The organism is Kitasatospora sp. NBC_00240 (genome assembly GCF_026342405.1).
GTDB lineage: Bacteria > Actinomycetota > Actinomycetes > Streptomycetales > Streptomycetaceae > Kitasatospora.
On record NZ_JAPEMU010000001.1, the window covers coordinates 2,704,720 to 2,731,178 of the forward strand.

Annotated in this window: 4 protein-coding genes and 1 riboswitch; all 4 genes read right to left on the bottom strand. The window is 77.1% G+C overall.

Annotated features, from left to right (window positions below; genetic code table 11):
• Positions 1–13: 13 nt before the first annotated feature.
• Entirely contained in the window at positions 14–13,099 is a 13,086-nt protein-coding gene (locus OG689_RS11660) for a type I polyketide synthase (RefSeq protein ID WP_323189275.1), read from the bottom strand.
• Positions 13,100–13,114: 15 nt separating this feature from the next.
• Complete coding sequence (locus OG689_RS11665) at positions 13,115–22,642, bottom strand: type I polyketide synthase (protein WP_266319937.1); 9,528 nt, start codon at positions 22,640–22,642, stop codon at positions 13,115–13,117.
• 156 nt (positions 22,643–22,798) lie between these two features.
• Positions 22,799–25,849, bottom strand: coding sequence for a LuxR family transcriptional regulator (locus OG689_RS11670; protein WP_266319938.1), 3,051 nt, complete (start codon positions 25,847–25,849; stop codon positions 22,799–22,801).
• 158 nt (positions 25,850–26,007) lie between these two features.
• Positions 26,008–26,115, bottom strand: coding sequence for a putative leader peptide (locus OG689_RS45025; RefSeq protein WP_354536917.1), 108 nt, complete (start codon positions 26,113–26,115; stop codon positions 26,008–26,010).
• Between the two features lie 18 nt (positions 26,116–26,133).
• Positions 26,134–26,246, bottom strand: a riboswitch (SAM riboswitch).
• Positions 26,247–26,459 lie beyond the last annotated feature (213 nt).

Sequence of the window (26,459 nt, forward strand, 5' to 3'; positions counted from 1 at the left end):
GGCGGACGGCGGGTCAGAGGGACTCGGCGCCCCGGTCCATCAGTTCGAACAGCTCCTCGTCGGTCGCCGTTTCGAGGTCCAGCTCGTCCTCCAACGGGAGCAGCGCGTCGCCGGTGTCCCAGCGGTCCACCAGGGCCCGCAGGCGGGCCAGGACGGAGTCCCGGTCCTCGTCCCCGCCGGCCGGCGCGGCCAGCGCGTCCTCCAGCGCCGACAGCGAGGCCAGCACCGTCAGCGGCTCCGAGCCCCCGCCCGGGGCGGGGAGTTCCGCCACGATGTAGGCGGCCAGCGCCACCGGGGTCGGGTGGTCGAAGACCAGCGTGGCCGGGAGCTCCAGGCCGGTCGCGGCACCGATCCGGTTCCGCAGCTCGACGGCGGTCAGCGAGCTGAGCCCGAGGTCGCGGAACGCCTTGTCCGCCGCGACCCCCGCGGTACCGGTGTGACCGAGTACCAGGGCGGCCTCGGTGCGCACCAGCTCCAGCAGCACCGACTCCCGCTCGACGGCGTCCAGACCGGCCAGCCGGCCCGACCAGGCCGCCTCGGCCGGGGCGGCCTGCGCCGCGGCCGGGCCGAGCGCGGCGCCGACCGTGCTGTTGGAGACCCTCGCGTCCAGCCAGTACCGCTGCCGCTGGAAGGCGTACGTCGGCAGCTCCACCCGGCGGGCGCCGGTCCCGGCGAAGACGGTCGCCCAGTCCACCGGCACGCCGCGCACGTACAGTTCGGCCGCCGAGCCGAGGAAGCGGTCGAGGCCGCCCTGGTCGCGGCGGAGCGAGCCGACCGCCACCGTGACGCGCGCCGCGCCGGCCGACTCCAGGGTCTCCTGCAGCGGGACGGTGAGCACCGGGTGCGGGCTGACCTCGACGAAGGTGCTGTGCCCCTGCGCGGCCAGCGCCCGGGTCGCCTCCTCGAAGCGGACGGTCTCGCGCAGGTTGGTCACCCAGTAGAGGGCGTCCAGCCCGGCGGTGTCGAACCAGTCGCCGGTCACCGTGGACAGCAGCGGCACCGTACCGGTGCGCGGCCGCACGGCGGCGAGCAGGTCGAGCAGTTCCGCCCGCAGGTCGTCGACCTGGGCGGAGTGCGAGGCGTAGTCGACCTGGATCAGCCGCGCCCGGACGGCCTCCTGCTGGTACTCGGCGACCAGCTCGGCCAGGGCCTCCGGCTCCCCGGAGACCACCACCGAGGACGGGCCGTTGACCACCGCGACGGACAGCCGCCCGCCCCAGCGGTCGATCCGCCCGGCCACGTCCGCGGCCGGCAGCGCCACCGAGGCCATCCCGCCGCGCCCGGACAGGGCGAGGATCGCCCAGCTGCGCAGCGCGACCACCCGGGCGCCGTCCTCCAGCGTCAGGCCGCCCGCCACCACCGCGGCGGCGATCTCGCCCTGACTGTGGCCGACCACCGCGTCGGGGCGCACCCCGTAGGACTGCCACAGCTCGGCGAGCGAGACCATCACGGCCCAGAGCACCGGCTGCACCACGTCCACCCGGTCCAGGCCGGGGGCGCCTTCGGCGCCCCGCAGCACGTCCAGCAGCGACCAGTCGGTGTGCGGGGCGAGGGCCTGCGCGCAGGCCTCGATCCGGTCGGCGAACACCGGGGCGGAGTCGAGCAGTTCGACCGCCATCCCGGCCCACTGCGAACCCTGGCCGGGGAAGACGAACACGGTCTTCCCCGCGAGGTCCGCGGTGCCGCGCACCAGCCCGGCGGCGGATTCGCCGCGGGCCAGGGCCGGCAGACCGGCCGGGTCGCCGACCAGCACGGCCCGCTCCTCCAGTGCGGCCCGGGTGGTCACCAGGGAGTAGGCGGTGTCCACCGCAGCGGCTCCGCCCTCCAGGTGGCCGGCGAGCCGGCCGGCCTGCTCCTGGAGCGCCTGCGGCGTACGGCCGGACAGCACCCACGGCAGCACGGACGGGGTGGTCCGCGCCGTCTCCTCGACGGGGGCGTCGGGGGCCTGCTCGATGATGACGTGCGCGTTGGTGCCGCTGACGCCGAACGAGGACACCGCGGCCCGGCGCGGTGCGCCGGTCTCCGGCCAGTCCCGCGCCTCGGTCAGCAGCTCGACCTCACCGGAGGCCCAGTCCACGTACGGCGAAGGCTCGTCCACGTGCAGGGTCTTCGGCAGCACGCCGTGGCGGATCGCCTGCACCATCTTGATCACGCCGGCCGCCCCGGCCGCGGCCTGGGTGTGCCCGATGTTGGACTTCAACGAGCCCAGCCAGAGCGGCTGTTCGCCCGTCCGCTGCTGCCCGTAGGTGGCCAGCAGGGCCTGCGCCTCGATCGGGTCACCGAGCGTGGTGCCGGTGCCGTGGCCCTCAACCGCGTCGACCTGCGACGGGCTGAGCCCGGCGTTGGCGAGCGCCTGGCGGATCACCCGCTGCTGGGCCGGGCCGCTGGGCGCGGTCAGCCCGTTGGACGCGCCGTCCTGGTTGACCGCCGTCCCCCGGACCACGGCCAGCACCCGGTGCCCGAGCCGGCGGGCGTCCGAGAGCCGCTCGACCAGCAGCAGGCCGACGCCCTCCGCCCAGCCGGTGCCGTCCGCCGCCCCCGCGTACGCCTTGCAGCGCCCGTCGCTGGAGAGCGCCTTCTGCCGGCTGAACTCCACGAAGGTGGTCGGGGTGGACATCATCGCCACGCCGCCGGCCAGCGCGAGGTCGCACTCGCCACTGCGCAGCGACTGCGCGGCCAGGTGCAGGGCCACCAGCGAGGACGAGCAGGCGGTGTCCACGGTCACCGCCGGCCCCTCGAACCCGAAGGAGTACGAGATCCGGCCGGAGGCCACGCTGCCGGCGGTGCCGTTGCCGAGCCAGCCCTCCAGCTCGGCCGGGATCTCCCGCACCCGCGGGGCGTAGTCGTGGTACATCACGCCGGCGAACACGCCCGTCCGGCTGCCGCGCAGCGCGTTCGGGTCCAGTCCGGCGCTCTCCAGCGCCTCCCAGCCGGTCTCCAGCAGCAGCCGCTGCTGGGGGTCCGTGGCGAGCGCCTCGCGCGGTGAGATCCCGAAGAACTCGGCGTCGAAGTCGGCGGGCCGCTCCAGGAATCCGCCGTGCCGGGTGTACGAGGTGCCGGGCTCGGACGGGTCCTCCGAGTAGAGCGAGTCCAGGTCCCAGCCGCGGTCGTCGGGGAACTCCGTGACGGCGTCCCTGCCTTGGGCGACCAGCTGCCACAGTTCGTCCGGCGAGGTCACCCCGCCGGGCAGCCGGCAGGCCATCCCGACGATGGCGATCAGGTCCTCCTCCGGGCGGCCCGGCGCCGGGGCGGCGGCCGCGGCGGCCGGGGCCGGGGCGCTGCCGAGCAGTTCCGCGCGCAGGTGCTCGGCGAGCGCCTGCGGGGTCGGGTGGTCGAACACCAGGGTCGCGGAGAGCCGCAGCCCGGTGGCCGAGTTGAGCCGGTTGCGGAGCTCGACGGCGGTCAGCGAGTCCACCCCGAGCGCGGTGAAGGCCTTGCGGGCGCCGACCGTCCCGGGGGTGGTGCCGAGCACGGTCGCCACCTCGGCCCGGACCAGCTCCAGCAGGGCGGTGTCCCGCTCGGCGTCGTCCGGCAGGGCGGTCAGGCGCTGGGCGAGCGAGGACGGTGTCCCCGAGCCCACCCCGGCCCGGGCCGCACGCCGGGCGGGCCGGACCAGCCCGCGCAGCAGCGGGGCGACCGGCTCGCCCGCGGCGGCCAGGGCCGCCAGGTCGAGCGGCGAGGGCACCAGGACCGGCGCCTCGGGGTCGAGCCCGGCCGCGTCGAACAGGGCGGCGCCCTCCGCCGAGGACAGCGGGCGGATGCCGAGGCGGGCGAGTCGGGCCAGGTCGGTACGGCTGAGCCGGCCGGTGATCCCGCTGGCCTGCTCCCACTGGCCCCAGGCCAGGGACTGCGCCGGCAGGCCCTCGGCGTGCCGGCGGGCGGCCAGCGCGTCCAGGAAGGTGTTGGCCGCCGAGTAGGCCGCCTGTCCCGGCGAACCGAGCACGCCGGCCACCGAGGAGTAGAGGACGAAGGCGGCCAGGTCCGGGTTGTCGCGGGTGAGTTCGTGCAGGTGCCAGGCACCGTCCGCCTTCGGGCGGAGGACGGTGTCCAGCCGCTCGGGGGTGAGCGCGCCGATCACGCCGTCGTCCACCACACCGGCCGTGTGCACGACCGCGGTCAGCGGGTGCTCGGCCGGGATCGCGGCCAGCACCGCCGCCAGCGCCTCCCGGTCGGCGGTGTCCGCCGCCGCGAAGGTCACCGAAGCACCCAGCTCCGCCAGTTCGGCGGCACCCGGCGCACCGGCGCCGCTGCGCGACACCAGCAGCAGATGCCGCACCCCGCGCTCCGCCACCAGGTGCCGCGCCAGCACCCCGGCCAGCACGCCGGTACCACCGGTGATCAGCACCGTGCCCTCAGGGTCCCAGGCCCGCCCGGCCGACCCACCCGCCGCCGCCCGGGCCAGCCGGGGGACGTGGGCGGCGCCGGCGCGCAGCGCCAGCTGGTTCTCGCCGGCGGCGAGGGCGGCCGCCACCGCGGTGGACAGCGCCTCGGCGGAGTCCGGGTGTTCGTCCAGGTCCAGCAGGACGATCCGGTCCGGGTTCTCGGTCTGCGCGGAGCGCAGCAGGCCCCAGACGGAGGCGGCCACCGGGTCCGGGCTCTCCTCCGGACCGACCGCGACGGCGCCGGTGGTCACCACGACCAGCCGGGCGGCCGGCGGGTGCTCCTCGGAGACCCACTCCTGGGCCAGTGCCAGGGTGTCGTCGAGCACCGCCCGGACCCGGGCCGGGGTGTCCGCCGCGTCGAGCGCCGGGTCGGCGGCCGCGCGGACGGCGACCCAGGCGCCGGCCAGGTCGGCCGGCCCGAGGTCGGCCCGGCCCGCGTGCACGGTCTGCCGCGGTGCGGCGGGCTCGGACAGTACGAGGGCGGGCCACTCCACGGTGAACAGCGAGTCGCCGTGCGCCGGCTTCGGCGCGGTGAGCCGCTCGGCGGTCACCGCCCGGGTCACCAGCGAGCCGATCGAGACCACCGGCCGGCCGTCGGCGTCGGTGGCCAGCAGGGAGAACTCCTCCGGCCCGGTGACCGAGAGCCGGACCCGCAGTTCGGCCGCGCCGGCGGCGTGCAGCGCGACCTGGCGGTAGGCGAACGGCAGCCGGCTCCCGCCGCCCGGGACCTCGGCGAGGCCCGGCAGTTGGAGGGCGGAGTCGAGCAGTGCGGGGTGCAGGCCGAAGCGGCCGGCCTCCTCCCGCAGGGCCTCCGGCAGGGCGGCCTCGGCGTAGAAGGTGTCGCCGTCCCGCCAGACCGTCCGCAGCCCCTGGAAGGCCGGGCCGTACGCCAGTCCGGCGGTGGCCAGGGCCTGGTAGACCTCCTCCACCGGGAGGTGCTCGGCGCCGGCGGGCGGCCATTCGGTGAGACCGGGGCCGGCCTCGGCCGGGGTGGCGAGCAGGGTGCCGGAGGCGTGCCGCTGCCATTCACCGCCGTCCGTCCGGGAGTGGATGGTGACCGGCCGGGCGCCGGACTCGTCCGGGGCGCCGGCGGAGACCTGGAGCTGGACGGCGGCGCGCTCGGGCAGGACCAGCGGCGCCTCCACCACCAGCTCCTCCAGGGTGCCGGCGCCGACCTCGTCCCCGGCCCGGACGGCCAGTTCCAGCAGGGCCGCGCCCGGCACGATGACCGTCCCGAGGGCGACATGGTCGGCGAGCCAGGGGTGGGTGCGCAGCGAGAGGCTGCCGGTGAGCAGGACACCGTCCGCGTCGGGCCGGGCCACGACCGCGCCCAGCAGTGGGTGGGCGGGGGCGCCGAGACCGAGGCCGGCGGCGTCGGCGCCGCGGGCGGTACCGGGCTCCAGCCAGTAGCGACGGCGCTGGAAAGGATAGGTGGGAAGGTCCACCCGCCGGGGCGCGGCCCCGGCGAACAGGGCGGTCCAGTCGACCTGGTGGCCGTGCGTGTGCACCTGGGCCAGGGCGCCGACCACGCTGACCGCCTCCGGTGCGTTGCGGCGCAGGGCGGGGACGGCGACCGGGTCGGTGAGGGTCTCCTGGACCAGCGCGGACAGCGTGCCGTCGGGCCCCAGCTCCACGAAGGTCGTCACCCCGTTGGCGTCCAACTCCCGCACCACATCGGCGAAACGCACCGCCTCACGAACATGCCGCACCCAGTACCCCGGATCGGTGATCTCCTCCGGCGCAGCGACCCGCCCGGTCAGGTTCGACACCACCGGGATCCGCGGCGCCGAGAACGACAGCGAAGCCGCCACCGCACCGAACTCCTCGAGCATCCCGTCCATGTGCGCCGAGTGGAACGCGTGACTCACCCGCAGCCGACGCGTCTTACGCCCCTCCGCCGCGAAACGCTCCCCCAAGGCCAGCACCGCCGCCTCGTCACCCGAGACCACCACCGACGAGGGCCCGTTCACCGCCGCCACCGACACCCCCGCCGACAGCGCCGCCAGCACCTCCTCCTCCGAGGCCTGCACCGCCACCATCGCCCCACCCGACGGCAACGCCTGCATCAACCGCGCCCGCGCCGCCACCAGCACCGCAGCATCCGCCAACGACAACACACCCGCCACATGCGCCGCCGACAACTCACCGATCGAATGACCCGACACGAAGTCCGGCCGCACCCCCCACGACTCGAACAACCGGAACAACGCCACCTCCACCGCGAACAACGCCGGCTGCGTCAGACCCGTCTGCTCAAGACCACGACCCGACTCGACCACCTCCGCCAACGACACACCCAGCAACGGATCCAACTCCGCCGCCACCGCACCGAACGCCTCCGCGAAGACCGGATAGGCCCCAGCCAACTCGCGACCCATACCGCGCCGCTGACTCCCCTGCCCGGCGAACAGGAACGCCAACGAACCCGCCCCCACCGCCGAACCGGTGACGATGCCGGGAGCCGACTCGCCGAGGGCCAGGGCCCGCAGGCCGGCCGGGTCGCCGAGGACGACGGCCCGCTCCTCCAACGCTGCCCGGTTCGCGACCAGGGCGTACGCGGTGTCCACCGGCCCGGCGCCGCCGGCCAGGTGGTCGGCGAGCTGCGCGGCCTGGGCCCGCAGGGCCTCCGAGGTGCGGGCGGACAGCACCAGCGGCAGCACCGCCGGGGCGGTGCTCCCGCCCTGCCCGGCCGGCTCCTCGGCGGTCTCCTCGACCGGCTCGTCGGGGGCCTGCTCGATGATGACGTGCGCGTTGGTACCGCTGACGCCGAAGGCGGAGACCGCCGCGCGGCGCGGGCGGCCGGTCTCCGGCCAGTCCTGCTGCTCGGTGAGCAGCAGGACGGTGCCCTCGGACCAGTCCACGTGCGGGGACGGCTCGTCCACGTGCAGCGTCCTGGGCAGCGTGCCGTGCTTCAGCGCCTGCACCATCTTGATCACGCCGGCCACGCCGGCCGCGGCCTGGGTGTGCCCGATGTTGGACTTCACCGAGCCGAGCAGCAGCGGCCTCTCGGCCGGGCGCCCCTTTCCGTAGGTGGCGATCAGCGCCTGCGCCTCGATCGGGTCGCCGAGGGTGGTGCCGGTGCCGTGCGCCTCCACCGCGTCCACGTCGGCGGAGCCGAGCCCGGCCACCGCAAGCGCCTCGCGGATCACCCGCTGCTGGGCCGGGCCGCTGGGCGCGGTCAGCCCGTTGGACGCGCCGTCCTGGTTGACCGCCGAGCCGCGCAGCACCGCCAGCACCTCGTGACCGTTGCGCCGCGCGTCCGACAGCCGCTCGACCAGCAGCAGCCCCACACCCTCCGCCCAGCCCGTACCGTCGGCGGCGGCCGCGAAGGCCTTGCAGCGGCCGTCCGGCGACATGGCGCGCTGACGGGAGAACTCGATGAAGGTGGTCGGGGTGGACATCACCAGCACGCCGCCCGCCACCGCGAGGTCGCTCTCCCCGGAGCGGAGCGACTGCGCGGCCAGGTGCAGGGCCACCAGCGAGGACGAGCAGGCCGTGTCCACCGTGACCGCCGGACCCTCGAACCCGAACGAGTACGAGATCCGGCCCGAGGCGACACTGCCCGCGTTGCCGATGCCGAGGTAGGCCTCCAGCTCGTCCGGGACGCGCTGGGCGGTGGTGGCGTAGTCCCGGCCGGAGATGCCGGCGAAGACGCCGGTGCGGCTGCCGCGCAGGGCCTGCGGGTCGATGCCGGCCCGCTCGAAGGCCTCCCAGGTGGTCTCCAGCAGCAGGCGCTGCTGCGGGTCGATGGCCGGGGCCTCCCGCGGCGGGATGCCGAAGAAGCCGGCGTCGAAGTCGGCGACGCCCTCCAGGAACCCGCCGTGCTTGGCGTAGGAGGTGCCGGGGCGGTCCGGGTCGGCGCTGTGGAGCCGGTCCAGGTCCCAGCCGCGGTCGGCGGGGAACTCGGTGAGCGCGTCCACGCCGTCGCTGACCAGCCGCCAGAGGTCCTCCGGCGAGGCGACCCCGCCGGGGTAGCGGCAGGCCATGCCGACGATCGCGATCGGGTCGTCGTCGACCGCCCGGACGGCGACGGGCGCGCTCGGCGCGGCGGCCTCGGCGCCCCACAGCTCGCCGGCCAGCCAGTCGGTGAGCGCGGCGGGCGTCGGGTGGTCGAAGACCACGGTGGCGGGCAGCCGGCGGCCGGTGGCGGCGCCCAGGCGGTTGCGGAACTCGACGGCGGTCAGCGAGTCGAAGCCCTGGTTGCGGAAGGCCTTGGCCGGGTCGATCGCCTCCGCCGAGCGGTGGCCCTGCACGGCGGCGGCCTGCGCCCGGACCACGGCCAGCAGGGCCCGTCGGCGCTCGGACGCGGGCACGGCGGCCAGGCCGGCGGCCGCGTCCTCGCCGGTCCGGGCGGCCGGGCTCTGCGCCAGGGTCTCCCGTACGCCGGGGAGTTCGGCGGCCAGCGGGTGGGTGCGGCCCCGGTAGAAGACCGGCCAGTCGACGTCGGCGACCACCAGGTGGGACTCGCCGTGGTCGAGGATCTGGCCGAGCACGGCGACCGCGGGCTCGGGCGGCAGCGACACCAGCCCGTGCCGCAGCAGCTGCGCGTCGGCGCCCGCGTCGGCGATCCCGGCGCCGGCCCAGTGGCCCCAGGCGACCGAGGTGGCGGGCAGTCCGGCGGCCGTCCGCAGGGCGGCGAGCGCGTCCAGGTAGGCGTTGCCGGGTGCGTAGTTGGCCTGGCCGGGGATGCCGGAGATGCCCGCCACCGAGGAGAACAGCACGAACGCGGAGAGGTCCAGCCCGGCGGTCAGCTCGTGCAGGTGCTGCGCCGCGCCGACCTTGGCACGCAGTGCGAGGTCCAGCTGCGCGGGGGTGAGGGTCGGGATCAGGCCGTCGTGCAGGGCGGCGGCCGTGTGCACCACGGCCCTCAGCGGGTGCTCGGCGGGTACGGCGGCCAGCACCGCGGCCAGCTCCTCGCGGTCGGCCACGTCGGCGGCCGCGAAGCTGACCCGGGTGCCCAGGGCCGCCAGCTCGGCGGCGAGTTCGGCGGCGCCGGGGGCGTCCGCGCCGCGCCGGCTGACCAGCAGCAGGTGCTCGGCGCCGCGGCCGGCCAGCCAGCGGGCGACGTGCCCGCCGAGGGCGCCGGTGCCGCCGGTGATCAGGGTGGTGCCGTGCGGGCTCCAGGGCTCGCGGGCGGCCTCGCCGCCGAGCGGGGCGGGCACCAGGCGGCGGGCGAAGGCGCCGGCCGGGCGGAGCGCCAGCTCCGCCTCGCGGTCCGGGCCCTGGGCGGCGAGCAGGCCGGTGAGGCGCTGCCAGTCGCGCTCGTCCGGGGCCGCCGGCAGGTCGACGAGTCCGCCCCACTGGGCCGGGCTCTCCACGGCGAGGATCGCGCCGAAGCCCCAGAGCAGGGCCTGCGCGGGGTCGGTCACCGCGTCGCTGGGGCCGGTGGAGACGGCGCCCCGGCTGAGGAACCAGAGCGGGACGGCGAGCCCGGCGTCGTCCAGGGCCTGGGTCAGGGTGACGTTGGCCGCGTACGGGCGGGGCACCGCCGCGAACTCCGGGTGGCTGCCGTCGGCGAGGGCCAGCAGCGAGACCACGCCCGCGACCGGCCCGGCCGTGGCCGCGCGGAGCGCCTCGGTGGCGGCGGCCCGGTCGGTGCCGACCGTGACCGTGCCGACCTCGGCGCCGGCGGCGGTCAGTTCCCGGGTCAGCGCGCCTACCCAGGTGTGGTCGGTGTGCTCCTCCGGGACGGCCAGCAGCCAGCGGCCGGTGAGCCGGCCGGCGGCGGTGCCGGTGACGGGGCGCCAGAGCACCCGGTGCCGCCAGGCGTCGGCCGTGGAGGCCGCCCGGCGGCGCTCCCACCAGGAGGCCAGCGCGGGCAGCACCGGGCCGATCTGGGCGTCCTGGACACCGATGGCCTCGGCGAGGCGGCCGGCGTCCTGCCCGGTGACCAGCTCCCAGAACGGGTCGTCCGCCGCGCCGCCGCCGGCCGTGGTCAGCTGCTCGGGGGACTTGGTGGCGTCAAGCCAGTAGCGCTGCCGCTGGAAGGCGTAGGTGGGCAGGTCGACGCGGCGCGGGTCGGCGCCGGCGAAGGCCGCCGACCAGTCCACCTGGACGCCGCGGACGTACAGTTCGGCGACCGAGGTCAGCCAGCGGGCCCGGCCGCCCTGGTCGCGGCGGAGCGAGCCGACCACGGCCGCGCCGCGCGCCCCGGCGGCGTCCAGGGTGTCCTCGATCGCGCCGGTCAGCACCGGGTGCGGGCTGACCTCGACGAAGACGGTGTGCCCGTCGGCGGCGAGGGCCCGGGTGGCCTGCTCGAAGCGGACGGTGCGGCGGAGGTTCTCGAACCAGTAGGCGGCGTCCAGGGCGGCGGTGTCCTGCCAGTCCCCGGTGACGGTGGAGACCAGCGGGATGTCGCCGGCCCGCGGGCGGACCGGGGCCAGCAGCTCGGCGAGTTCGGCGCGCAGCGGGTCGGTCTGCGCGGAGTGCGAGGCGTAGTCGATGGCGACCGGGCGGGTCCGGACCCCCTCGGCGGTGTACTGCTCGGTGAGCTCGGCCAGCGCGTCCAGGTCGCCGGAGACCACCACCGAGGACGGGCCGTTCAGCACGCCGATGGAGAGCCGGCCGGCCCAGGCGGCGAGCCGGGGCTCCACCGAGGCGAGCGGCAGCGGGACGGCGACCATGCCGCCCTTGCCGGAGATGGTGGCCAGGGCCTGGGCCCGCAGGGCGACGATCCGGGCGGCGTCCTCCAGGGTCAGGGCGCCGGCCACGTAGGCGGCGGCGACCTCACCCTGGCTGTGGCCGACCACCGCGTCGGGGCGCACCCCGTAGGACTTCCAGAGCTCGGCGAGCGAGACCATGACGGCCCACAGGGCGGGCTGCAGGACGTCCACGCGGTCCGGGTCGGGGCCGCCCTCGACGCCGTTCAGGACGTCCAGCAGCGACCAGTCGGTCCAGGGGGCCAGCGCGGTGGCGCAGGCCTCGATGTGCGTGGCGAAGACCGGTTCGGCGGCGAGCAGCCCGGCGGCCATGCCGGCCCACTGGGAGCCCTGGCCGGGGAAGACGAAGACCACCTTGCCGTCCGCGTCGGCCCGGCCGCGTACCGTGCCGGGGGCCTCCGCGCCGTCGGCGAGGGCCCGCAGGCCCGCCTGGTCGCCGATCACCACGGCGCGCTCCTCCAGCGCGGCGCGGGTGGTGGCCAGCGAGAACGCGGCGTCGAGCGCCTGGGCGTCGTCCGGCGCGGCGCCGCCCGCGGCCAGGTGGCCGGCCAGCTTCGCGGCCTGGGCCCGCAGCGCCTCGGGCGTACGGGCGGAGAGCACCCAGGGCAGCACGGAGGGGAGCACCCGCTCGGCGGCCTCGGCGGGGGTCTCGGGGGCCTGCTCGATGATGACGTGCGCGTTGGTGCCGCTGACGCCGAAGGCGGAGACCGCGGCTCGGCGCGGGCGGTCCAGCTCGGGCCAGTCGCGGGCCTCCGTGAGCAGCCGGACGGTGCCCTCGGACCAGTCCACGTGCGGGGACGGCTCGTCCACGTGCAGGCTCTTCGGCAGCACGCCGTGGCGCAGCGACTGGACCACCTTGATCACGCCGGCCACCCCGGCCGCGGCCTGGGTGTGGCCAATGTTGGACTTCAACGAGCCGAGCCAGAGCGGCTGTTCGGCCGTGCGGCCCTGCCCGTAGGTGGCGATCAGCGCCTGCGCCTCGATCGGGTCGCCGAGCCGGGTGCCGGTGCCGTGCGCCTCCACGGCGTCCACGTCGGCGGCGGTGAGGCCGGCGGACGCCAGCGCCTCGCGGATCACCCGCTGCTGCGAGGGGCCGCTGGGCGCGGTGAGCTGGCTGCTGCGGCCGTCCTGGTTGACGGCCGAGCCGCGCAGCACGGCCAGCACGCGGTGGCCGAGCCGCTGGGCGTCGGAGAGCTTCTCCAGCACCAGGACGCCGGCGCCCTCGCCCCAGCCGGTGCCGTCGGCCGCGCCCGCGAAGGGCTTGCAGCGGCCGTCGGGGGCCAGGCCCCGCTGGCGGCTGAACTCGATGAACATGCCGGGGGCGGCGAGCACGGTGGCGCCGCCGGCCAGCGCCAGCGAGCACTCGCCGCCGCGCAGCGCCTGGGCCGCCAGGTGCAGGGCCACCAGCGAGGAGGAGCAGGCGGTGTCGACGGTGACGGCCGGGCCCTCCAGGCCGAGGGTGTACGCGATCCGGCCGGAGGCGACGCTGGTGGTGGTGCCGGTCAGCACGTAGCCGTCGGTCTTCTCGGCGGGCAGGTGGTGCAGGCTCGGGCCGTACTCCTGGGCGATGACGCCGGCGAACACGCCGGTCCGGCTGCCGCGCAGGGCGCCCGGGTCGATCGAGGCGTGCTCCAGCGCCTCCCAGGCGGTCTCCAGCAGCAGCCGCTGCTGGGGGTCCGCGGCGAGGGCCTCGCGCGGCGATATGCCGAAGAAGCCGGCGTCGAACTCGCCCGCGTCGTAGAGGAATCCGCCTTCGCGGGCGTAGCTGCGGCCGGGGCGGTCCGGGTCCGGGTCGTACAGGTTGTCCAGGTCCCAGCCGCGGTCGGCCGGGAAGGGCCCGATCGCGTCGCGCTCCTCGGTCAGCAGCTGCCAGACGTCGTCCGGGCTGCGGACCTCGCCCGGCAGCCGGCAGGCCATCCCGACGATCGCGATGGGCTCGTGCCCGGGCTCCTGGGGCTGCGACTTCGCCTCGGCCTCGGCCAGCCGGCGACGGGTCTGCTGCAGCTCGGCGGCGACCCGGTTGAGGTAGTCGCGGAGCTTCTCCTCGTTGGTGGTCATGTGGTGCCGCCTCTCTCAGGAAATTCCGAGCTCGTTGTCGATGAAGTCGAAGATGTCGTCGTTGCTGACGGCGGAGATCTGCTCCGCGATGCCGTCGTCGGCGCCGGCCGGGCGTCCGCCGAGGGCGCCGAGCAGCGCGGCGAGCCGGTCCACGGCCCGGGCCCGGGTCTCGTCCTCCGCCGGGGCCAGCGCGAACGAGGCCTCCAGCCGGTCGAGTTCGGCCAGCAGGTCGGGCGCTGCGGGGTGTTCGGGGGCCACCGGCGCGGCGGGCTCGGGGGCGAGCCGCTCGCGCAGATGGGCGGCCAGCGCGACCGGGGTCGGCTGGTCGAAGACGACGGTGGTGGGCAGGCGCAGCCCGGTGGCGGCGTTGATCCGGTTGCGGAGTTCGATCGCGCCCAGGGAGTCGAACTCCGAGTCCATGAAGCCGATCTGGGGCCGGATCGAGTCGGCGTCCGGGTGTCCGAGCACCGCGGCGGCGGTCGAGCGGACCAGCGCCAGCAGGATCCGCTGCTGCTCGGCGGGCGCCTTGCCGGTGAGCCGGCGGACCAGGGCCGCCGGGCCGTCCGCGCCCGGTGCGGCGGCGCGGCGCGGCCGGGCCCGGACCAGCGCCCGCAGTACGGGGGCGAGCGCCTGCGGGTCGGCGGCCGACGGATCGAGCCCGGCCGGCGCGAGCGCCGGGTACGGCGAGTCGAGCGCCGCGTCGAACAGGGCCAGCGCCTGCTCGGTGCCCATCGGCGCCAGCCCCGTCCGGGCGAGCCGCTCGGCCTCGGCCGCGCTGAGCTTCGCCGCCATGCCGCCCGCCTCGGCCCAGTGTCCCCAGGCGAGCGAGACGGCGGGCAGGCCGCGCACCCGGCGGTGCTGGGCGAGCGCGTCCAACTCGGCGTTGGCGGCGCCGTAGTTGGCCTGTCCGGCGTTGCCGAGCAGGCCGACGGCCGAGGAGAAGAGCACGAAGGCGGCCAGGTCGAGGTGCTCGGTGGCCCGGTGCAGGGCCAGCGCGCCGCCGGCCTTGGGGCGGCGGACGGCCCGCAGCCGCTCTGCGGTGAGCGAGTCGAGCAGGGTGTCGTCGAGGACGCCGGCCGCGTGCACCACGACGGTCAGCGGGTGCTCCGGCGGGATGCCGGCGACCAGGGCCGCGACCGCGTCGGGATCGGCGACGTCGCAGGCGGCGACGGTCACCTCGGCGCCGAGCGCGGTGAGTTCGGCGGTCAGCTCGGCGGCGCCGGCGGCGGCCGGGCCCTGCCGGCCGGTGAGCAGCAGGTGCCGCACACCGTGCCGGGTGACCAGGCGGCGGGCGATCAGCCGGCCGAGGGTGCCGGTGCCGCCGGTGACCAGGGCGGTGCCGCCGGCGGCCGGGGCGCGGGGCAGGGTGAGGGCGAGTTTGCCGGTGTGCCGGGCCTGGCTGAGGTGGCGCAGCGCCTGCGGGGCCTGCCGGACGTCCTGGGCGTGCACGGGCAGCGGCCGCAGGGCGCCGCTGTCGAACAGGGCGGTGAGTTCGGCGAGGATCTCGCCGATCCGGGCCGGGTCGACGTCGAACAGGTCGAAGGCGAGGTAGGCGGCGCCGCCGTGGTCGGCGGCGACGGCGGCCGGGTCGCGCGGGTCGGTCTTGCCCATCTCGACGAACCGGCCGCCGGGGGCCAGCAGGCGCAGCGAGGCGTCGGTGAACTCCCGTGCCAGCGAGTTCAGTACGACGTCCACCCCGCGTCCGTCGGTGGCCGCCCGGAACTCCGGCTCGAAGTCGAGCGTCCGGGTGGAGGCGATCCGGGTGTCGTCGAGGCCCTGCGCGCGCAGGGTGTCCCACTTGCCGGGGCTCGCGGTGCCGAACACCGGGGAGCCGCCGTGCCGGGCGAGCTGGACGGCGGCCTGCCCGACGCCGCCGGTCGCGGCGTGCACCAGCAGGCTCTCCCCCGGGCGCAGCCCGGCCAGGTCGTAGAGGCCGTGGTAGGCGGTGAGGAAGGCGACCGGCACGGTGGCGGCCTCGGCGAAGCTCCAGCCGGCCGGGATCCGGGTCAGCAGGCGGTGGTCGGTGACCGCGACCGGGCCCAGGGTGCCCTGGACCAGGCCCATCACCCGGTCGCCGGGGGCGAGCGCGGTGACGCCCGGGCCGGTCTCCAGCACGATGCCGGCGCCCTCGGCGCCGATCCGGGCGCCGCCCGGGTACATCCCGAGGGTGATCAGCACGTCCCGGAAGTTGAGCCCGGCGGCGCGCAGCGCGAGCCGGACCTGCCCGGCCTCGAGCGGGGCGGCCGCCTCGGGGGCGGGCAGCAGCCGCAGGCTGTCCAGGGCGCCCGGGGTCTCGGTGTCGAGGCGCCAGGCGGCGTCGGCGGGCGGCCGCAGGCTGTCGCCGGCCCGGACCGGCACCAGCCGGGGTACGGTCGGCTCCGCTGCGCGCAGGGCGAGTTGGGTCTCGCCGGCGGCCAGGGCGGCGTCCAGCGCGGCGGGCAGGGCGGCCTCCGCGGCGGGGCCGTCCAGGTCGGCCAGCAGGAAGCGGTCGGGGTGCTCGGCCTGCGCGGTGCGGACCAGGCCCCAGACCGCGGCGGCGGCCGGGTCGGGGACGTCCTCACCGCCGTGGGTGGCGACCGCGTGGCGGGTGAGCAGGACCAGGCGGGCCGGGGCGAGCCGCTCGTCCGCCGTCCAGGCCTGGAGCAGCGCCAGCGCGGACTCCGCGTCCGCGACGGGGGCCAGCACGGTACGCACCCCGGCGGGCAGCTCCCCGGTGCCGGGGGAGGCGGGGACGTCCGCTCCGGTGGCCCCGGCGAGCGCGGCCCGCAGCCGCTCGTCCTCGCCGAGCAGGGCCCAGGGGCCCGCCGCGGCCGTCCGGCCGGCCCCCTCGGCAGCGGCCGCGGGGAGCGCCAGCGGCACCCAGTCGAGCCGGTGGAGGGAGTCGGTCCCGGCGCCGGCGGCGGCCCGCAGGGTGAGGCCTCCGACGGCGGCGACCAGCTCGCCGGTGTCGTCCGCGGCCTCCAGCGTGACGGCGTCCGCGCCGGCGGCGCGCAGCCGTACCCGCAGGGTCCGGGCGCCCGCCCGGTGCAGCGCCACCTCCCGCCAGGAGAACGGCAGTTCGAGCGATTCGGAGTCCCGGAGGATGCCGATCACGGCGTGCAGGGCGGAGTCGAGCAGGGCCGGGTGCAGTCCGTACCCGGCAGCCTCGGCGGCGGGCCCGACCTCGGCGTACACCTCCTCGCCGAGCCGCCAGGCGGCGGTCAGCCCGCGGAAGGCCGGGCCGTACGCGTAGCCCCGGTCGGCCAGCCGCTCGTACAGGTCGGCGGTGTCGACGGCGACGGCGCCGGCCGGCGGCCAGGCCTGTGCCCAGGCGAACTCCTCGGGCCGCTCGGCGGGGGCGGCGGTGGAGCCGGCGGCGTGCCTGGTCCACGGCCCGTCGCCGCCCTCGGGGCGGGAGTGCACCTGGACGGGCCGGCGGCCGGCCTCGTCGGCGGCGCCGACGGACACCTGGAGCTGGACGCCCCGGGTGGTCAGCGGCAGCGGGGCCTCGACGGTGAGGTCCTCCAGCGCGGCCGGGCCGGTGCGCTCCGCCGCGTGCAGGGCGAGTTCGACGAAGGCGGTGCCGGGGAGCAGCGCGGCCGTGCCGACGGTGTGGTCGGCGAGCCAGGGGTGGGTCCGCAGGGATATCCGGCCGGTCAGCAACCAGCCTGCCTCTCCCGGGAGTTCGACGGCTGCGCCGAGCAGCGGGTGGCCGGCGGCGAGCAGTCCGGCGGCGGCCGGCGCGGCGGTGGCGGGCTGGTCGAGCCAGTGCCGCAGCCGCTGGAAGGGGTAGGTCGGCAGGGTGACCCGGCGGGTCTCCCGGCCGGCGTAGGCGGCGCTCCAGTCCACCGGCGTGCCGTGGACGTGCAGCCGGGCGAGGGCCTCGGTGAAGGTGTCGACCTCGGGGCGGTCGGCGCGCAGCGTGGCGACGGCGACCGGGCGATCGGCGCCGGGTCGGCCGGCGCCGTCGTCCTGACGCTCGTCCAGGCTCTCCTCGGCGAGGGCGGTGAGGGTCGCGCCCGGGCCGATCTCCAGGTAGGCGCCGGTGCCGAGGGCGTCCAGGGTGCGGATGCCGTCGTGGAACCGGACGGCCTCGCGGATGTGCCGCACCCAGTACTCGGGGTTGCGCAGCTGCTCGGCGGTGGCGATCTCGCCGGTGAGGTCGGAGACGACCGGGATCCGCGGTTCGCCGAACTCCAGGCTCTCGGCGACCCGCCGGAAGTCGTCCAGGACGGCGTCCATGTGCGGGGAGTGGAAGGCGTGACTGACCGGCAGCACCTTGCTGCGGCGGCCGCGCTCGCGCCGGTCGGCGGCGATCCGGCGGACCTCGTCGGCGTCGCCGGAGATCACCACCGAGGACGGGCCGTTGACGGCCGCGACCGCCACCCGGCCCTCCAGGCCGGCCAGCAGCGGCAGCACCTCGGCCTCGGGACCCTGCAGCGCGGCCATCGCGCCGCCCTCGGGCAGCGCCTGCATCAGCCGGCCGCGGGCGGCGACCAGGGTGACGGCGTCCGGCAGCGAGAGCACGCCGGCGAGGTGGGCGGCGGTGAGTTCGCCGATCGAGTGGCCGATCAGGTGGTCCGGGCGGACGCCGAAGGACTCGGCCAGCCGGAACAGCGCGACCTGGAGGGTGAACAGGGCCGGCTGGGTGTACGCGGTGCGGTCGAGCAGCGCGGCCTGCGGGGTGCCGGGTTCGGCGAACAGCACCTCGCGCAGGGGTACGTCCAGGCTGCCGTCGGCGTCGAACAGGTCGGCGGCGGCGTCCAGGGCCCGGGCGAACACCGGGTGGCGGGCGTGGAGTTCACGCCCGGCGCCGGGCCGCTGGCTGCCCTGTCCGGAGAACAGCACGGCGAGGGTCCGGCCGGGGGCGGCCACGCCGGTCAGCAGGCCGGGGGCGGGCTCGCCCGCGGCGAGGGCGGCGAGCAGCCCGGTCTGCCCGGCCAGGTCGGCGGCGGTGAGCACCGCCCGGTGCTCGAAGCGGGCCCGGCCGGCGGCCAGCGACCAGCCGATGTCGGCGACCGAGCCGGCGACCGAGCCCGCGGCGGACAAGTCGGTGGACGGGTCGGCGAGGCGGGCGAGCAGCTGCCCGGCGGAGTCCCGCAGGGCCCGCTCGTCACGGGCCGACAGCACCCAGGGCTGCGGCAGGCCGGCGGCCTCGGCGAGCGGCCCGGCCCCCTCGGCGGACGGCACGGGCTCGGTGGCCGGCGCCCCGGGAGCGTCCGCCTCGGCCGGCGGGGCCTGCAGGATCAGGTGCGCGTTGGTGCCGCTGATGCCGAAGGAGGAGACGGCGGCCCGGCGCGGGCGGCCGGTCTCCGGCCAGGCGGTGGTCCCGGTGAGCAGCGAGACCGTGCCGGCCGACCAGTCGACGTGCGGCGAGGGCCGGTCCAGGTGCAGGGTGCCGGGGAGTTCGCCGTGGGCCAGCGCCTGGACCAGCTTGATCACACCGGTGACCCCGGCTGCGGCCTGGGTGTGGCCGATGTTGGACTTCGACGAGCCGAGCCAGAGGGGCTGTTCGGCCGTCCGGCCGCGGCCGTAGGTGGCGATCAGCGCCTGCGCCTCGATCGGGTCGCCCAGCGCGGTCCCGGTGCCGTGCGCCTCCACGGCGTCCACCTCGGCCGGGGTGAGGCCGGCGGCGGCCAGCGCCTCGCGGATCACCCGCTCCTGGGACGGGCCGTTGGGGGCGGTCAGCCCGTTGGACGCGCCGTCCTGGTTGACGGCGGAGCCGAGCACCAGCGCGAGCACCGGGTGTCCGAGCCGCCGGGCGTCGGAGAGCCGCTCCAGCAGGACCAGTCCGGCGCCCTCGGCCCAGGCGGTGCCGTCGGCGGCGGCCGCGAAGGGCTTGCAGCGGCCGTCGGCGGCGAGGCCGCGCTGCCGGCTGAACTCGGTGAACATGCCGGGGCCGGACATGACGGTGGCGCCGCCCGCGAGCGCGAGGTCGCACTCCCCCCGGCGCAGCGACTGCGCGGCCAGGTGCATCGCCACCAGCGAGGAGGAGCAGGCGGTGTCCACGGTGATCGCGGGCCCCTCCAGTCCGAGCACGTAGGCGAGCCGGCCGGAGGCCACGCTGGTCAGGCTGCCGGTGAGGGCGTGGCCCTCGTGGCCCTCCGGGGTCTCGTGCAGCCGGGGGCCGTAGTCCTGCGGCATCACGCCGACGAAGACGCCCGTCCGGCTGCCGCGCAGGTCGTCGGGCGCGATCCCGGCCCGCTCGGTGAGCTCCCAGGCGGACTCCAGCAGCAGCCGCTGCTGCGGGTCCATGGCGGCGGACTCGCGCGGGCTCAGCCCGAAGAACGCGCCGTCGAAGCGGTCGGCGTCGTACAGGAACCCGCCCTGGCGGGTGTACGAGGTGCCCGGCCGCAGGCCCTGCGGGTCGTAGAGGGCGTCGAGGTCCCAGCCGCGGTTCTCGGGGAAGTCGCCGATCGCGTCCCGGCCCTCGCGCAGCAGCTCCCAGAGCGCCTCGGGGGTGTCGGCGCCGCCCGGCCAGCGGCCGCTGAGCGCGACGATCGCGATCGGGTCCTCGTCCGCGCCGCCCGTCCGCACGGCCGGGGCGGCTGCGGCGACGCTCCCGCCGGTGGCGAGGCTGTACAGGTGGGCGCCGAGCGCGCGGGGGGTGGGCCGGTCGTAGGTGACGGTGCTGGGCAGGTCGAGGCCGGTGGCGGCGGCCAGCCGGCCCCGGAACTCGACGGCGGAGACCGAGTCGAAGCCGAGGTCCTTGAAGGTGCGGTCGGGGTCCACGGCCGCGGCGGAGGCCTGGCCGAGGACGAGTGCGGCGCTGGTGCGGACGGCGTCCAGCAGGGCGCTCTCGCTCGGGCCGGCCGGTGCGGGCGGCTGGGCGAGGTCGATGGCTGCGGGCGGGTCGATGGCTGCGGGCAGGTCGGCCGGGCCGGGCCCGGCGGGTGCGGCGGCGGTCAGCGGAGTACGGCCGGGGGCGGCGGCGATCCAGAGCCGGCGGCGCTGGAAGGCGTAGGTCGGCAGCGCCACCCGGCGGGCGTCGGGGCCGTAGAAGTCCGTCCAGTCCACCGTGCCGCCCTGGGCGAACAGGTCGGCGACTGCGCGGTGGAACTGCGGCAGGCCGCCGTGGTCGCGCCGCAGGGTGCCGGTGACCGCCGCCGAGCCGTCCAGGATCTGGCCGAGGCCGACGGTCAGCACCGGGTGGGCACTGGCCTCGACGAAGGCCAGATGGCCGTCGGCCCGGGCGGCCCGTACCGCGCTGCTGAGTTCGACCGTCTGCCGCAGGTTGCGGTACCAGTACCCGGGGCCCAGTTCGGTGGTGTCGAGCAGCCCGCCGGTGACGGTCGAGTAGAAGGCCGTCCGGCCGGCCCGCGGGCGGATCCCGGCCAGCAGCCCGGGCAGGGTCCGCTCCAGCGGCTCGACCTGCGGCGAGTGCGAGGCGTAGTCGACGGGGACGAGCCGGACCCGCACGCCCCGCTCGCGGTAGCCGGCCAGCAGCTCGTCGATCGCCTCGCGCTCGCCCGAGACGACGGTCGCCGAGGGGCCGTTGACCGCCGCGATGCCGATCCGGCCCTCCCAGGCCGCCAGCGCGGCCCGGACCTCGGCCTCCGGCAGCGGCACCGAGGCCATCCCGCCGGAGCCCGGCCGGGCCAGCCCGGCGATGGCCCGGGCCCGCAGCGCGACGACCGCGGCGGCGTCCTCCAGCGTGAGCCCGCCCGCCACGTGCGCGGCGGCGATCTCGCCCTGCGAGTGGCCGATCACCGCGTCCGGGCGGACGCCGGCGGCCTCCCAGAGCGCGGCGAGCGAGACCATCACCGCGAACAGTGCGGGCTGCACGACGTCCACCCGCTCCAAGGAGGGCGCGCCGGGCCGGCCGAGCAGGACGTCGGTCAGCCTCCAGTCGGTGTGCGGGGCCAGGGCGGCCTCGCAGGCGGCCAGCTTGTCGGCGAACGCCGGTGCGGTGGCGTACAGTTCGCGGGCCATGGCATCCCACTGGGAGCCCTGGCCGGGGAAGACGAACACCGTCCGCCCGGCCTGGTGGGCGACGCCCTGGACCAGGTTCAGCGCCTGCCCGCCCCCGGCCAGCGCCCGCAGTCCTTCGACCAGTTCGGCCCGGTCGGCGCCGGCGACGGCGGCCCGGTGCTCGAAGGCCGTCCGGGTGGTGGCCAGCGAGTGCCCGAGGTCGACGGCGTCCGGGCCCGGGTGCTCCCCGACCAGGTCGAGCAGCCGCCCGGCCTGCGCCCGCAGCGCCCGCGGACTCCGCGCGGACAGCGGCCACAGCAGCGGGCCGCCCCCGGCACCCGGCGCGGCCTCCCGGGCGGCCGGCCCTTCGGCGACCACGACGTGGGCGTTGGTGCCGCCGACCCCGAAGGAGCTGACGCCCGCGATCAGCGGAGCGTCCTCGTCCGGCCACGGGCCCGACTCGGTCCGCACCCGCAGCGCCAGCTCGTCGAAGGGGATCGCCGGGTTGGGAGTGGCGAAGTTGAGGCTGGCCGGCAGCCTGCGGTGGCGCACGCTCAGCACCGTCTTGAGCAGGCCGACGATGCCGGACGCGCCCTCCAGGTGGCCGACGTTGGTCTTCGCCGAGCCGACCAGCAGCGGCTGGCCGAGATCGCGGCCCGCGCCGAGGGCGGCGCCGAGCGCGGCGGCCTCCACCGGGTCGCCGACCTGGGTGCCGGTGCCGTGCAGCTCGACGTACTGGACCTGGTGGCCCGCCACCCCGGCCCGCTCGACGGCGGCCCGGACGACGGCCTCCTGGGTGGGCGCGCCGGGCACGGTGAGCCCGTCGGTGGCGCCGTCGCTGTTGACGGCGCTGCCCAGCAGCACGGCCTGGACGTCGTCGCCGTCGGCCAGGGCCCGGGCCAGCGGCTTCAGCACCAGCAGCACCCCGCCCTCCCCGCGGGCGTAGCCGTTGGCGCGGGCGTCGAAGGTGAAGCAGCGGTCGTCGGGCGACAGGGCGCCGAAGCGGTCGACGGTCAGCGTGCTGTCGGGCGCCAGGTTGAGGTTCACCCCGGCGACCAGCGCCAGCTCGGACTCACCGCTGCGCAGGCTCTCCAGCGCGAGGTGCACGGCCACCAGCGAGGAGGACTGGGCCGAGTCGACGGTCAGGCTGGGGCCGCGCAGGTCCAGCGCGTAGGAGACCCGGTTGGCGATGATGCCCCGGTTCAGGCCGGTCAGGCTGTGCCGGGTGACCGCCTCGGGGGCCTGCGCCACCAGGGTGGCGTAGTCGCTCGCGATCGAGCCGACGAACACCCCGGCGGCCCGGCCGGCCAGGCTGCGGGGCAGTACACCCGCGTCCTCCAGGGCCTCCCAGGCCAGTTCGAGGACCAGCCGCTGCTGGGGATCGGCGGCGGCCGCCTCGGCCGGCGAGATGCCGAAGAACTCGGGGTCGAAGGTGCCGACCTCGTCGAGGAAGCCACCGGGGCGGGCCGGCTCGCCCTCGGCGAAGCGCCCGGGCGGGAAGGCGCCGACCGCGCCGACGCCCTCCTCCAGCAGTCGCCAGAAGGCCTGCGTGTCGGGCGCTCCGGGCAGGCGGCACGCCGATCCGATGACGGCGGTCGCTGTCGCGAGCACGGTTTCCGGCAAGGACGGGTGCAACTGTTCCTGGCGCGCCATCGTGAGCTTCCACCTCTGAGAAAGGGTTCTTCCGGCGCTCCTCAGTCTGGTGATCAGTGCCCTTGCCGCTAACCCCTAGCGGGCCCCTGCGGGACCCCTAGGCGTCGCTAGGGGTCTCGCGGGGGCCCGCTCCCGGGGCGTCCTGCAGTCGCTCGGTCAGCCGGCCAACTCCCCGCCGAGGTAAGGCGAGCAGCGGAGATCGACGCGCCGCCGGACCCCGAGCTTGCGGTAGACCCGGGTGAGGTGCTGCTCCACCGTGCTGACGGTGATGTACAGCTTGCGGGCGATCTCGCGGTTGGTCAGCCCGCGGGCGGCCAGCCCGGCGACCCGGCGTTCGGCGTCGCTGAGCCGGTCGGCGCCCTCCTCGGGCGCCGCGGTCCCCGGGTCGACGGCCCGTTCGACCGCACGGTCGACGCCACGAGCCGCCGGCGGCTCGGCCGTCGGCGGCCGCGGGCCGCCCGGGCGGGCCGCCTGCAAACCGGCCGGACGGGCCCGGCGCTCGGCCGACCGGGCCAGGCCGAGATCGCCCTGGACCCGGTGGGTGGCGCCCAGTTCGCCCAGCGCGGCGGCGAGCTGCGCGCCGTCCCCGGCCGCCTCCAGTGCCAAGACGGCCCGCTCCAGCAGGCCCGTCCGCTCCCCCGGCCCGCCGGCCGCCGCCCTGGCCCGCAGCGCCATCCCGCGGACCCTCGCGTGCCCGGCCGGCCCCAGCGCGGCCAGCTGCCGGTCGGCCAGCGCGACGGCCGACTGCCGCCGCCCGAGGGCCAGTTCGGCCCGGGCGGCACCGACCCGCCAGGGCACCAGGCCCGGCAGGTGGTCGATGTCCCAGCGGGCCATCAGCTCGCCGCAGGCCCGGAAGTCGGCCAGCGCCTCCTCGGGCCGGCCGACCGCGAGCAGGTGGCCGCCCCTGGCGTAGAGGTAGTGCAGGCCGGCCGGGGTCTGGAAGGTCTCGGCCGGTACGGCGAGCGCCAGGTAGCGCGCGGCGTCCTCGTGCCGGCCGAGCGCGGTGCGTACCGAGATCATCGTGGACAGCGGGTAGCCCACCGCGACTCCCCAGCCCTCGGGGCGGATCCGGGCGAAGGCCGCCCGGGCGGCCTCCTCGGCGGTCCGCAGGTCGCCCTGGCGCAGCGCGACCTCGGCCCGCAGCGCGGAGAACAGCGCGTGCCAGGTGGAACTGCAGTTGGCGGCGGCGGTGCGGGTCGCGATCGGCTCGCACCAGCGGGCCGCGCGGTCCGACCGGTCCGCGTAGACCAGCACGGTCAGCGCGGAGGTGAGCGACTCCACCGAGCCGCCGCCGAGCCGGCCCTCACGCAGGATCCGCTCGGCCTTGAGCACCGACTCCTCGGCCGGCAGCCCGGCCAGCAGTCCACCCAGGACGGCCAGGCCGTCCCCGGCGCCGGCGCCCTGCCCGGGGGCAGGCTGCGGGAACAGCGACCGGAACCAGTAGCCGAGCCACGAGCGCAGCTCGCGCAGGCCGGCCGGCTCGGCGCCGGCGGGCCGGTCGGCCTCGAAGCGCTCCAGGGCGGCCGTCCCCTCGGCGACGCGGCCGTGCCAGAACAGGTAGCGGACGGCCTTCAGCTCGCGCCGCGCGACGGCCTCGGCGGACTCCGCCTCGGTGCCGGGCAGCCAGGGCACGCACTCGATCCGGACGGTCTCCTCGGCCGCCGGCTCCGGCGTCCACGTCGGGCCCGCGGCCCACGGCAGCACGATCGGGGCCGGCTCCGGAGCCCCGCCGTCGGCCGCGGGGGCGGGCACCGGGTGGAACCCGGCCGCCCGCACCGGACGGGAGGCGGGCCGCCCGGCCGCCGGCGCGAGGGCCGGGCCGGGGGCCGGCTGCCGCGGCGGTCGCTGCGGGGGGACGGCCGACATCCAGCCCTGCGCCCAGCCGTCCGGCACCGCCGGCCCGTCCAGCGGCGCCGGCCCCTCCGGGCCGCCGATCCCGTCGATCCCGCCCGGGCTGCCCGGACGACCCAAACCGCCCGGACCGCCCGGGTCGCAGTCGCTGAGCATCTCCTCCAGCGTCCCGCCGAGGCCGTCGGTCCCTACCGCCGGGGTCGCCCACGGCGCCCGGACGTGGCCCTCGGCCGAGCGCAGCTGCTCGGCGACCCGGTCGGCGGACGCGCCCGAGGCCCGCAGCAGCTGGGCGGCCCGGTGGTGGAGCGCCGCCAGCTCCTCGGGCTTCATCGCGGCCAGCAGGTCCCCGCCGCCGGTCGGGTGCCGGAACCTGCCCTCGTGGAAGAGTCCGGCGGAGTGCAGCAGGTAGGACGCCCGGGACAGCGACTGCGGTGCCAGCAGCAGCAGCTCGGCCAGCAGCTCCGGCTCGGCGGGGCGGCCGAGCACGGCCACGCCGCGGGCGCAGCGCAGGGCCAGCGGGTCCATCCGGTGCAGGCAGTTCATCAGCCCCCGACGGTAGCTCTCCCCCACCACCAGTTCGTGGCGGGCCCCGCCGGGTTCCTGGTCCTCCAGCAGGGCCTGGACGAGCAGCGGGTTGCCGCCGGTCAGCGTGTGCGCCTCGGCCGTCAGCCGGAGGGCGGCGTCGGCGCCGAACCGTTCGTGCAGCAGTTCGGAGACCAGGCCGGCCGGGAGCAGCTCCAGGCGGACCCGCTCGTGGTGCGGCTGCCGGGCCAGTTCGACCTCGAAGAAGGGGTTGGGCGGCGTCATGGTCTCGCGCGAGCTGAGCACGGTCAGCACCCGGGCGGCCCTGGTCCGCCGGACGAGGTAGAGCAGGAACTCCAGCGACTGCACGTCGGCGTCCTGGCGGTCGTCGACCGCGAGCAGCAGCGGCGCGCGCTCGGCGAGCCGCAGCACCAGCGAGCAGAGGCCGTGCAGGGCGCGCGGGGTGAGCCTGGGGCCGCCCTCGCCGGCCGGGGTGTCGGGGCCGCCCTCCAGCAGGTGCGCCACCTCGGCGTCGGCGGCGGCGTCGAGGCCGGCGCTCTGGAACAGCTGGTGGACGATCCCGAACGGGAAGTCCTTCTCCAGCGGCGAGCCGGCCGCGGACAGCACCCGGACGCCGTGGTCGGCGGCGGCCTCGGAGAAGACGTGCAGCAGTTCGGTGCGGCCGGTGCCCACCGCGCCGCCCAGGGCGACGACGCCGCCCCGGCCGCGCAGGGAGCGGTCGAGGGCGTGGCGGAGCAGCCGGAACTCGCTGTCACGGCCTGATGGTTCGGATCGGTGGACAAGACGCGCGGCACGCGCGGGGGACGTGAGCATCCGCTCTCCTGGAGCAGGGCGCACGACCGGGCCGCGCTACGCTGCGCTACCCGTCGTACGAGAGGCCGGAAACGAGGTGCGTCACTGGCCGCCCGGAGCCCGGGGCCATGACACGCGAACCGAACCGCGACCCCCGGTGGGGGTCCGGTCGCACGGCCTCAACGACAGAGCGAGCTGGCACTGCGGACGAGGTCGACAGCCAACCTGGCCACCAGTCTGGGCCGAACGGCACGGCTGCCGTGCACGCGCTGCATGACCGTCTCCATCCCCCTGTGTACCCGGGGTCACTGTGCTTGCGACATGACACCCATGTCGCCCGGCTTATCCCCGGCGGCACCCCGCCACAGTGGAGGGTTGCCAGTCAGCCGGCCGGGGCCCAAAGCTGACATTCTTCGCCGGTCCGAGTGTACGAATGCCGAATCGGCCCCGTCAATCGACGTTCGGTCACACTCCGCCACGCAACGGGGGTTTGACCTGGCGGAAACACCCCTACCGCGACATCCCGGGCGAACCGGGCAGCGAACCGGAGACCGGGCCACCCGACCGTACGCCGAGGCGGTCGCGCCGTCCACCGAGGGGCCGGCGGGGCCGGCGCGAGGAAGTTGGACGA